Here is a 10,758-nt window from a genome sequence, read left to right on the forward strand (position 1 = left end):
CGATGCCCCAGGCGCGCCGGGCCGTGGCCTCGGTGCGAGCGCAGGACCGCCGCCTCCCCCGTGACCTGGGCCCGGAGCAGTGGGCGGGGCTGTGGCGCGAGGCGGGGCGGAGGCCATGAGGGGTGGTGGCGCCCCCTCCGTCACGCGTCCGGCGGCGTCTTCGCGGCCTGCGAGAATGGAGGCGCCGAGTCCCGAGCCGAGGAGCCACCGTGCCGTTCATCTCCACCCGTGGCGGCATGCAGCCGCAGTCCTTCAGCGAGACCCTGCTCGAAGGGCTCGCGCCCGACGGAGGCCTGGCGGTTCCCGAGGTCATGCCCGAGGTCGACGGTGAGACCCTGGAGCGCTGGCGCGCACTCACGTACCCCCAGCTCGCGACCGAGGTGCTGGGGCTGTTCGCGACCGACATCCCCCGCGAGGATCTGGCGCGCATGACGGCCGCCGCCTACGCCGACTTCCCCGACGGGGTGGTGCCGCTGCGCCGCATCGACGACGACCTCACGCTGGTCGGTCTCTCCGAGGGGCCGACGCTGGCGTTCAAGGACATGGCGATGCAGTTCCTCGGGCAGGTGCTCGAGTACACCCTGGAGCGTCAGGGATCGGTGCTGAACATCCTCGGCGCGACCTCGGGCGACACGGGGTCGGCGGCCGAGCACGCCCTCCGCGGCAAGGAGCGAGTGTCGGTGTTCATGCTGTCGCCGCAGGGCCGCATGAGCGCGTTCCAGCGGGCGCAGATGTTCTCGCTCGACGACGCCAACGTGCACAACATCGCGGTGGAGGGCGTGTTCGACGACTGCCAGAACCTGGTCAAGAAGCTCGCCGGCGACCTCGACTTCAAGCGCACCCAGCACCTCGGCGCCGTCAACTCCATCAACCTCGCGCGCATCACCGCGCAGACCGTCTACTACTTCTGGGCGTGGCTGCGGGCCACCGACGCGGGCGGCTGGGCCGAGGTGTCGTTCACCGTGCCCTCGGGCAACTTCGGCAACATCCTGTCGGGCTTCTTCGCGAAGCAGATGGGCCTGCCGATCCGCCGCCTCGTGCTGGCCGCGAACGAGAACAACGTGCTCGACGAGTTCTTCCGCACGGGCGTCTACCGGCCGCGCAGCGCCGCGCAGACCCTCGCCACCTCGAGCCCCTCGATGGACATCTCGAAGGCGTCGAACCTGGAGCGCTTCATCTTCGAGCTGGTCGACCGCGACCCGGCGCGGGTGGTCGGCGCGTGGGACGACCTGGAGGCGCAGGGCTACGTCGACTTCTCGGCGGAGCAGGAGCGGTTCGCGGAGGAGTTCGGCATCGTCAGCGGCACCTCGACCCATGAGGACCGGCTGGCCACCATCCGCGCCGTGTACGAGGCCTCGGGCGAAGTGATCGACCCGCACACCGCCGACGGCGTCAAGGTCGCCCGCGAGTATGTGGAGCCGGGCGTTCCGATGCTCGTGCTGGAGACCGCCAAGCCGGAGAAGTTCGCGGAGACCATCCACGAGGCGATCGGCGTCGAGCTCGGCTACTCGCCCGAGCTGCGCGCGATGCTCGACGCCCCCCAGCACGTGACGGAGATGGCCGACGACGAGCAGGCCCTGCGCGCGTTCATCGCGGAGAACGCCCTGCACTGACACCGAGGCCCTTCATCGCGAAAGACCCCCGACCGCCGGCGCGGTCGGGGGTCTTCGTCCTTCCAGGGGAACTTATCAGGCAGTCACTGCCAAGAGTTGTTACTGTATCTGCATGAATGAAAGTGCGGACTCCGTCCCGACGGCCATCGAGGCGCGTCATCTGTCCAAGTCCTACGGGAAGGGCGAGAGCAGATTCCTGGCTCTCGACGACGTGTCGTTGCGGGTGCGGCGGGGCGAGTCCCTGGCCATCGTCGGCAAGAGCGGGTCGGGCAAGTCCACGCTGATGCACCTCCTCGCTCTCCTGGACCGCCCCGACGCCGGAGAGGTGCGGGTGGACGGCGCCGATGCGGCGACGCTGTCGCCGCGGGCGGTGAACCGGATCCGCAACCGCCGCTTCGGCTTCGTCTTCCAGCAGTTCTTCGTCACCCCCGGTGCCTCGGTGCTCGACAACGTCATCCTCCCGCTCACGATCGCGGGGATCCCCGCCGCCGAGAGGCGACGCCGCGGCATGGAGGCCCTGCGCCGCTTCGGCCTGGAGGACAAGGCGCAGGGCCGTGCGAACGACCTGTCCGGCGGGCAGAAACAGCGCGTCGTGCTGGCTCGGGCGCTCGTGTCCGAGCCCGAGGTCATCTTCGCCGACGAGCCGACGGGAAACCTCGACAGCGCGACCGGCGCCGTCGTCGAAGATGAGCTCTTCGCGCTCCAGCGCGACCACGGAATCACCCTCGTCATCGTCACGCACGACGACGACCTCGCCGCACGATGCGACCGCCGGGTCGTGGTGCGCGACGGGCGCCTGGAGGATGCGACGGGGGTGGCGGCATGAACGCGCTCGACCTGGTGCGCACCGCCGTGTCGCACACGTTCCGCAGCAAGCTGCGCACCACGCTGACCGTGCTGGCGCTGTTCGTCGGAGCGTTCACGCTCACCCTCACGACCGCACTGGGCGCCGGTGTCTCCGACTACGTCGCGAAGCAGGTGGCGTCGCTCGGCGCCGACGACGTGCTGCTCATCTCGGCGGGGACGGGGACGGCGACCGACGCCGGGCCCCAGCCGTACGATCCCGCGACCTCCACGGCCTCCGGGGGTCCTGCCAATCCACTCACCGGCGGGGGAGCGCTGACGCCGCAGGACATCTCCGCGCTCGAGGGCATCGACGGACTGCGTGACGTGTCGCCCGTCTCGGCCGTCGCGGTCGACTGGATCCAGGGACCGGGGTCGCAGAAGTACGAGTTCGCGATCGCGCCCACCTCGTCGATCGCGCGGGCGGACCTCGTCGCCGGCTCGCAGCTGGATGCCGAGGCCACCGAGAACCAGATCACCCTTCCGCTCGACGACGTCGAGCCGCTCGGCTGGGCCGACCCCGGCGACGCGGTCGGTGCACGGGTCGAACTGGGGTTCACCGACGTGCTCGGCGGCCCCCACACCATCGAGGCGACCGTCGTGGGCGTCTCGAACACGAGCCTGCTCAACGCCGGCGCCGGGGCCAACGCCGCCCTGGTCGACGCGATCGCGGCGGAGCAGCGCGCCGGGTCGTCGGCACCGGAGCGCTTCCAGGTCGCGGTGGCCTCCTTCGACCCGAACGCCAGCGCCGACGACGTGCGCGACCTGAAGGACCGGGTCGCTGACGCGGGGATGACCGCGCAGACGATCCAGGACCAGCTCGGCATCGTGCAGACGGTCATCGGCGGCATCACCGGTGTGCTCAACGCGTTCGCCGTGATCGCTCTGCTCGCGGCCGCTTTCGGCATCATCAACACGCTGCTGATGAGCGTGCAGGAGCGCACGCGCGAGATCGGGCTCATGAAGGCCATGGGGATGAGCAACGGACGGGTGTTCGCGCTCTTCAGCATCGAGGCGGCGATCATCGGCGTGCTCGGCAGCGTGCTCGGCGTCGTCGTGGCCCTGCTGGTGGGACTGCCGCTCAATGCGGCTCTCGCCCAGGGGCCGCTCTCGGGTCTCGCCGGTCTCGACCTGCTGCTCTTCCAGCCGCAGGGGATGCTGGGCGTCGTCGCGCTCATCGTCGTCATCGCATTCCTGGCGGGCACGCTACCGGCGCGACGCGCGTCGCTGAAGTCACCCATCGACGCGCTGCGATACGAATAGAGCATGCCCGCGCCCGCAACCCCGCACAGCAGCAACGCCCGCGGACGGGCGACGGCGCGCGCGATCGAGACCGCGGCGGTGCGGCTGGCCCTGGAGAAGGGGCCGGCCGCGCTGACGGTCGACGAGATCTGCGCGGCGGCCGGCGTCAAGCAGCGCACGTTCTTCAATCATTTCCCGACCAAAGAGGACGCGCTCCTCGGCAGCGCGCTGCCCCGGCTCAACGAGCAGCGGGTGCGCGAGTACCTCAGCGATGCGACGGTGGGTGTGCTCAGCGGCGCTCTGGGTCTGGTCGAGCTCCCGGCGTCCCCCGACGGGCAGGAGGACCTCGCGGCAGCTCGCATGCGCGTCCTCGCCGCTTCGCCGGCCCTCGCCGAGCGCCAGGCGGGTCGGCTGCTGCCGTTGGCGCGCGAGGTCAACGAGGTCATCCGCCTCAAGCTGCGTGCCGTCGGCCCCGACCAGGCGGCGGAGCGCATCGACGCCGCCGCATCCGTGCTCACCCGCATCGCGAGCACGCTCGTACTGCAAGCCGGGCGGGCGGGCGAGGCGGAGCCCGGTCTCGACGATCTCCGGTGGATCTGGGACCGCCTGCTCTGACGTCGCGTGCAGAGTGCACAGCGACGGGCGATGTTCGTGCGGATCGCACATGTCGGGCGGTGAGGCGCGGTGGCTACGGTGGCGGCAACCCGTTCCCCCCTCCTCCCGAAGGATCCTCATGGCACGCACGGCGCACGCAGACGACTTCGCGCTCTCCCGAGTCACGCCGGAGGCCCGCAAGCCCTGGTTCGGAATCGCAGTGCAGCGATTCGGACAGGTCTCGGCCCTCTCGCAGTTCCTCCTCGGCGCGACCCTCGGCTACAGCATGACGTTCGGCGAGGCCGTCCTCGCCTTCCTGTTCGGCTCGATCATCCTCGAGGTGATCATGTGCGTGGTCGGTTTCATCGGCCAGCGCGAAGGCCTGAACACCGCCCTCCTCGCCCGCTGGACCGGCTTCGGCGAGATCGGCGCCTCGCTGGTCGGCCTCGCGATCGGCATCAGCCTGATCGGCTGGTTCGGCATCCAGTCGGCGATCTCGGCGCAGTCGCTCGACGCCCTCATGCCCGGCGCCCTGCCGGTGTGGGCGTGGAGCCTCATCTTCGGCCTCGCGGTGACCGCGATCGTGGCCTTCGGCTTCGTCGGCATGCAGTGGCTCGCGAACATCACGGTGCCGCTGTTCCTGATCCTGGTCGGATGGTCGGTCATCTCCGAGCTGAGCCGCCACGACATCGGCGAACTGCTGACCGGTCCGGCCCCCGGCCCCACCATGAGCGTGTGGGCGGGCACCGGCATCGTCGCGGGCGGCCTCATCGTCGGCGCCATCATCACCGGCGACATGACCCGCTTCAACCGCTCGCGCGCCGACGTCGTCAAGCAGACCGTGCTGGGCGTCTCGCTCGGCGAGTTCGTGATCGGCCTGGCCGGCGTGCTCCTCGCGCACGCCGCCGCCACCGGCGACATCGTCGCGATCGTCACCTCGTCGGTGGGCTTCATCGGCCTGTTCATCGTGCTGACCGGCACGCTGAAGATCAACGACTGGAACCTGTACTCCTCCACCCTCGGCCTGGTGAACTTCATCTCTACCGCGTTCGGCAAGAACCTGCACCGCGTGACCACCACGATCGTGCTCGGCGTCGTCGGCTCGGTGCTCGCCGCGGTCGGCATCCTCGGGCAGTTCACCGAGTTCCTGATCGTGCTCAGCGTCGCGTTCCCGCCCATCGCCGGCATCATGGTCGCCGAGTACTACGTGGTGCGGCGCTGGCGCCCCGAGCTCGACGCGACCCGCGAGCAGGGCACGCTTCCGGCCACCGCTCCGCGCATCGTCCCCGCGACCATCGTCGTCTGGCTGGTCTCGTCCCTCGTCGGGTACTTCGTCACCTGGGGCATCCCGTCGCTGCTCAGCCTCTTCCTGTCGATGGTGCTGTACATCGTCGTCGGCAAGCTCGGCTGGGTGCGCGGCGTCGGCGTCGCCACCACGCGCCAGGCGAGCCCCGTCGACAGCGCCCCCGCGGCGGTCTGAGCGACCGCGACAGAACCACCCCACACGAAAGCGAGCATCATGCACATCGGCATCGACGTCGGCGGCACCAACACCGACGCCGTCCTCATGGACGGCACCCGCACCCTGGCGGGGGTGAAGCACTCCACGACCCCCGACGTGACCCGCGGGATCGTGCAGGCCATCGAGGACCTGCGCGCCGGTCACTCCTTCGAGGGTGCAGACATCGATGCGGTCATGATCGGCACGACGCACTTCATCAACGCGCTCGTGCAGGCCAGCCGGCTCGCGCCGGTCGCGGCGCTCCGGCTGGGGCTCCCCGCCACGCGCGCGCTGCCGCCGCTGATCGACTGGCCGGAGGTGCTGGTGGAGGCCACGCAGGCGCGCAGCTACCTCGCCCACGGCGGATACGAGTTCGACGGGCGACCCATCTCGCCGCTCGACCCGGAGGAGATCCGTGCGCACGCCGAGGACATGAAGGCCCACGGCATCCGCTCGGTTGCGATCTCCTCGGTGTTCAGCCCGGTCAACCACGACCTCGAGGTGCGGGCAGCCGAGATCGTGGCCCACGTGCTCGGGGCGGATGCGGCGATCTCGCTGTCGCACGAGATCGGACGCATCGGGCTGCTGGAGCGGGAGAACGCGACCATCATCAACGCGGCGCTGCGCGAGCTCGCGTCCGAGATCGTCGACGGGCTCACCTCGGCCGTGCGCGCGCAGGGCATCGAAGCGCCCATCTTCCTGAGCCAGAACGACGGCACGCTCATGGACGAGGACTACGTGCGCCGCTACCCGGTCGCGACCTTCGCCTCCGGCCCCACGAACTCGATGCGCGGTGCCGCCGCCACGAGCGGCCTCGACGACTGCGCCGTGATCGACGTCGGCGGCACGACGGCCGACATCGGACTGCTCATCAACGGCTTCCCGCGCGAGACCGCGAACGAGGTGAAGGTCGCGGGCATCCGCACCAACTTCCGGATGCCCGACGTGCTCTCCCTCGGCATCGGCGGCGGCAGCATCGTCGACGAGGAGACCGCGGAGGTCGGCCCCGCATCGGTCGGGTACAAGCTGACGACCGAGGCGCTGGTGTTCGGCGGCTCCACCCTCACCGCGACCGACATCGCCGTCGCGGCCGGCCGGGCACAGGTGGGCGACCCGAGCCGCGTGGCCCACCTCGACCCCGCCTTCGTGCAGCGCGTGCTCGACCGCATCGCCGAGCGGGTGTCCGAGGCCGTGGACCGCATGCGCACCTCGCCCGAGCCGATCGCGGTCGTCGCGGTCGGCGGCGGCTCCATCCTGCTGCCCGACGAGCTGCCGCTGTTCGGCACCGTGCACCGCCCGGAGAACTACGCGGTCGCCAACGCCATCGGCGCCTCGATCGCCCAGGTCGGCGGCGAGATCGACAAGGTGTACGCGATCGAGCCGGGCCGCCGCGAGGAGACCCTCGCCGAGGTGCGGGCCGAGGCCGTGGACAAGGCCATCGCCGCGGGGGCCAAGCCGTCCACCGTGTCGATCATCGACTTCGACGAGGTGCCCATCCCGTACCTTCCCGGCAACGCCACGCGCATCCGCGTCAAGGCCGTCGGCGACCTCGACATGGGGGTCTGACATGAGCTGGACGATCACCCCCGCCCACATCGACGGGCTCGCGCGCGGGGCCGCCGTGCTCGGCACGGGTGGCGGCGGCGACCCGTACATCGGCGGGCTCCTCGCCCGGCAGGCCCTCGCGAGCGGCGACGTCACCGTGGTCGCCCTCGACGAGGTGCCCGACGACGCCCTGGTGCTGTTCGTCGCGATGATGGGCGCGCCCACCGTCATGGTCGAGAAGCTGCCGAGTCTGGCCGAGGTCATCGAGCCCGTGAAGGCGCTGGGCATCCACCTCGGCCGCCCGGTCACGCACATCGCGTGCGCCGAGGTCGGCGGCGTCAACTCCACGATCCCGATCGCCGCGGCCGCCGCGCTCGGCCTGCCGCTGGTCGACGCCGACGGCATGGGGCGCGCGTTCCCGGAGCTGCAGATGGTGCTGCCGACGCTGTACGGCGTGACCGCGTCGCCCCTCGCCTTCAGCGACGAGAAGGGCAACACCGGGGTGCTGCAGACGGCCGACAACTCCTGGACCGAGCGCATCGCCAGGGTCGCGTGCGTCGAGATGGGCTGCTCCGTCATGATCTCGGGCTTCTCGATGTCGGGCACCGCCGCGCGAGAGTCCCTCGTGGCGGGGTCGCTGTCGCGCTGCATCGAGATCGGCCGGAGCATCGCCGCCGCGCGCGACGAGAAGACCGACCCGGTCGCGGCGGTCGTCGAACTGCTCGGCGGGCGCGAGCTGTTCGACGGCAAGGTCGTCGACGTCAACCGCGCCACCACCACCGGGTTCGCCCGCGGGCGCGCCCGCATCGACGGCGACGGCGGCACCACGCTCACCCTCCGGTTCCAGAACGAGCACCTGGTGGCCGAGGCCGACGGCGCGGTCCTCGCGACCACACCCGACCTCATCATGGTGCTCGACGGCGAGTCGGGCGAGCCGATCACGACCGAGGGGCTGCGCTACGGCCAGCGCGTGCGGGTGATCGCGGCCCCCGCCGACGAGCGCTGGCACTCCGCGGAGGCCCTCGCGATGGTCGGCCCCGGCTACTTCGGCTACGACCTCGCGGCCCACCGCTTCGACGGCACCGTCTCCGCCGCAGACGCCTCGACGGGGGCGGCCGCATGAGCTGGCAGCTCACCGCGGCCGACCTCCCCGACCTCGCCCGAGGCGCGACGCTGCTCGGCACGGGCGGGGGCGGCGACCCGTACATCGGGAAGATGCTCGTGGAACGGGTGCTCGGCGACGGCAGCATCACGATCCTCGACCCGGACGAGCTGGCGGACGACCTCTTCGTGATCCCCACCGCGCAGATGGGCGCCCCGACGGTGATGGTGGAGAAGATCCCCGCTGGCACCGAGCCCACGCTGGCGCTGCGCACGCTCGAGGAGCACCTGGGGCGGACGGCCGATGCGACCATGCCCATCGAGTGCGGCGGCATCAACTCCATGATCCCGCTGATCGTCGCGGCCGAGACCGGGCTGCCCGTGGTGGACGCGGACGGCATGGGACGAGCGTTCCCCGAGCTGTCGATGGAGACCTTCGCGGTGTACGGCGTGCACGGCTCGCCGCTCGCGCTCGCCGGGGAGCGGGGCGAGAAGGTCGTGATCGACACGGGCGACGACGACCGGCAGATGGAGTGGCTCGCCCGCGGCATCACGATCCGGCTGGGCGGCGTCGGCCACATCGCCGAGTACGCCATGACCGGCGCCGACGTGCGGCGCACGGCCGTGCCACGGACCATCTCGATGGCGCTCGCGCTCGGCCGCGCCATCCGCCTGGCCCGCGAGGAGCACCGGTCCCCGTTCGAGGCGATCGCCGACACCCTCGCGACCACCCTCTACCCGCACGTGCGGGAACTGGGCGTCGGGAAGGTCGTGGACGTCGAGCGGCGGACGACGGAGGGCTTCGCGAAGGGCCGGGCCGTCATCGCTCCACTGGGGGCCGAGGGCGACGCGGTCGAGATCGCGTTCCAGAATGAGAACCTCAGGGCCTACCGCGGTGGGGAGCTGCTGGCGATCGTGCCCGACCTCATCTGCGTGGTCGATCACGAGACCGCGGAACCGATCACGACCGAGGGGCTGCGCTACGGGCAGCGGGTGCGCGTGCTCGGCATCTCCACGCCCGACATGATGCGCACGCCCGAGGCGCTGGCCGCGTTCGGTCCCATGGCGTTCGGCCTGACGGAGCCGTTCCGCCCGGTCGAGGGGACCCCCGCGTCCTAGGCTGGACGGCATGAGGCTGGAGCGGGACGACGTGGCGGCGCTCGCCCGCGGCTACGCGCTCCTCGGCTCCGGCGGCGGTGGCTCGACCACGATGCTCGAGCTCATGCTGGGCGCCGCCGACCACGGGCCGATCGACGTCACGCCGGTGTCGGCGCTCGACCCCGCGACCCCGTGCCTCGGTGTCGCGTTCGTCGGCTCCACCATGCTTCTGAGCGAACGGATGCCGGGCGCAGAGCCGTTCGGTGCACTGCTGCGGGCGGTCGAGCGCTGGCTCGGACACCCCGTGCCGGCGGTCTGCTCGCTCGAGGGCGGGGGGATGAACGGGCTGGCGCCCCTCACCCTCGCGAAGACGCACACCGTGGTCGACGCCGACTGCACGGGTCGCGCGGTGCCCGGTCTCGACCAGATGTCGCTGTTCGTCGACCGCGTGCCCGGGCTCGTGTTCGCGTGCGAGACCGGCGCGGACGGAGTCGCCCTGGTCGAGGCGACCAGGGCGATCGACGCGGAGCGGGTGGTGCGGTCGGCCATCATCCAGGCCGGGGGAGTGGGCTGCGCGGTGCTCGCCGGCTTCACGGTGGGCGACCTGCGGGAGCACGCGATCGAGGGGCACCTGGCTCGGGCGCTCGACCTGGGGCGGGCGTTCCTCGCGCACGCCCGGCTCGCGCCGCCGCTGCTGGCGGAGGCCCTGGGCGGCGAGCTGCTCGCCGAGGGCCGGATCCTGTCGGTCGCGCCGTCCGTGACCGACCCGCACGTCAGCGCCATCGAGGTCGCGGGCATCGGCGGTACCGTGCACCGGGTGGTCGCGCGGTCGGAGACGCTCGCGGTGCTCAGCGACGGGCTGCTGGTCGCCGCGGCCCCCGAGGTGATCGTGGTGCTGGACGCCGTGTCCCGCGAGATCCTCGAGGTCACCGACCTCAGCCTGGCGCGGCACGTCGTCGTGCTCGCCCTGCCCGCGCCCGACTGGTGGAGCGAGCGCCCCGAGCGCCGCGCCCGCATCGTGCCGTCGGCCTACGGTCTCGACGGGCTGGACGCGGCATGAGCGCCGCGCTTCCCCTCACCGCACTGCTCGCGCAGGGCGAGAACGGGGCTGTGCGCCTCGTCGCCGGGCCCGCCGACGCCGAGTGGGACGCGGTGTCGGTGGAGGCGGAGGAGGCCGACCTCCCGGCGCAGAGCCGCGGCGGCCTCGCGATCCTCACGGCC

Annotated in this window: 9 protein-coding genes; all 9 read left to right on the forward strand. The window is 71.6% G+C overall.

What is annotated here, in order from left to right; genetic code table 11:
* The first annotated feature begins 209 nt into the window (after window positions 1–209).
* The 9 genes from thrC (at window position 210) to DW299_RS10020 (ending at window position 10,597) form a co-directional block, all read left to right on the forward strand.
* Window positions 210–1,613 (forward strand): threonine synthase, encoded by a 1,404-nt coding sequence (thrC, locus tag DW299_RS09980; protein ID WP_136036492.1) that lies wholly within the window; start codon window positions 210–212, stop codon window positions 1,611–1,613.
* Between the two features lie 112 nt (window positions 1,614–1,725).
* Complete coding sequence (locus tag DW299_RS09985) at window positions 1,726–2,439, forward strand: ABC transporter ATP-binding protein (protein ID WP_136036493.1); 714 nt, start codon at window positions 1,726–1,728, stop codon at window positions 2,437–2,439.
* A complete protein-coding gene (locus DW299_RS09990) occupies window positions 2,436–3,719 on the forward strand; it encodes an ABC transporter permease (protein WP_136036494.1) in 1,284 nt (427 codons plus the stop codon). The genes DW299_RS09985 and DW299_RS09990 overlap by 4 nt, the downstream gene beginning before the upstream one ends.
* Window positions 3,720–3,722: 3 nt before the next feature.
* Window positions 3,723–4,313, forward strand: coding sequence for a TetR/AcrR family transcriptional regulator (locus DW299_RS09995; RefSeq protein ID WP_136036495.1), 591 nt, complete (start codon window positions 3,723–3,725; stop codon window positions 4,311–4,313).
* A 118-nt stretch (window positions 4,314–4,431) separates the two neighbouring features.
* Entirely contained in the window at window positions 4,432–5,772 is a 1,341-nt protein-coding gene (locus tag DW299_RS10000; protein WP_136031737.1) for a purine-cytosine permease family protein, read from the forward strand.
* A gap of 39 nt (window positions 5,773–5,811) precedes the next feature.
* Window positions 5,812–7,359 carry a hydantoinase/oxoprolinase N-terminal domain-containing protein gene (locus DW299_RS10005; RefSeq protein ID WP_136036496.1) on the forward strand — a complete coding sequence of 516 codons (1,548 nt, stop codon included), beginning with the start codon at window positions 5,812–5,814 and terminating at the stop codon, window positions 7,357–7,359.
* A 1-nt stretch (window position 7,360) separates the two neighbouring features.
* Window positions 7,361–8,461 carry an S-methyl thiohydantoin desulfurase family protein gene (locus DW299_RS10010; RefSeq protein WP_136036497.1) on the forward strand — a complete coding sequence of 367 codons (1,101 nt, stop codon included), beginning with the start codon at window positions 7,361–7,363 and terminating at the stop codon, window positions 8,459–8,461.
* Complete coding sequence (locus DW299_RS10015) at window positions 8,458–9,558, forward strand: S-methyl thiohydantoin desulfurase family protein (protein ID WP_136036498.1); 1,101 nt, start codon at window positions 8,458–8,460, stop codon at window positions 9,556–9,558. Before DW299_RS10010 ends, DW299_RS10015 begins: the two co-directional genes overlap by 4 nt.
* A gap of 10 nt (window positions 9,559–9,568) precedes the next feature.
* The gene (locus DW299_RS10020) at window positions 9,569–10,597 is read left to right on the forward strand and encodes an S-methyl thiohydantoin desulfurase domain-containing protein (protein ID WP_136031746.1); all 1,029 of its coding nucleotides are present in this window, start codon (window positions 9,569–9,571) and stop codon (window positions 10,595–10,597) included.
* Window positions 10,598–10,758: the final 161 nt, after the last annotated feature.

It is taken from the genome of Microbacterium sp. K35, from assembly GCF_004794375.1.
Lineage (GTDB): Bacteria > Actinomycetota > Actinomycetes > Actinomycetales > Microbacteriaceae > Microbacterium > Microbacterium sufflavum.

Bases quoted from the DNA above. Each gene is read 5' to 3' on its own strand.
- DW299_RS09990 (WP_136036494.1), top strand. From the start codon at position 2,436: ATGAACGCGCTCGACCTGGTGCGCACCGCCGTGTCGCACACGTTCCGC.
- DW299_RS09995 (WP_136036495.1), top strand. From the start codon at position 3,723: ATGCCCGCGCCCGCAACCCCGCACAGCAGCAACGCCCGCGGACGGGCG.
- DW299_RS10020 (WP_136031746.1), top strand. From the start codon at position 9,569: ATGAGGCTGGAGCGGGACGACGTGGCGGCGCTCGCCCGCGGCTACGCG.
- DW299_RS09985 (WP_136036493.1), top strand. From the start codon at position 1,726: ATGAATGAAAGTGCGGACTCCGTCCCGACGGCCATCGAGGCGCGTCAT.
- DW299_RS10010 (WP_136036497.1), top strand. From the start codon at position 7,361: ATGAGCTGGACGATCACCCCCGCCCACATCGACGGGCTCGCGCGCGGG.
- DW299_RS10005 (WP_136036496.1), top strand. From the start codon at position 5,812: ATGCACATCGGCATCGACGTCGGCGGCACCAACACCGACGCCGTCCTC.
- DW299_RS10015 (WP_136036498.1), top strand. From the start codon at position 8,458: ATGAGCTGGCAGCTCACCGCGGCCGACCTCCCCGACCTCGCCCGAGGC.
- DW299_RS10000 (WP_136031737.1), top strand. From the start codon at position 4,432: ATGGCACGCACGGCGCACGCAGACGACTTCGCGCTCTCCCGAGTCACG.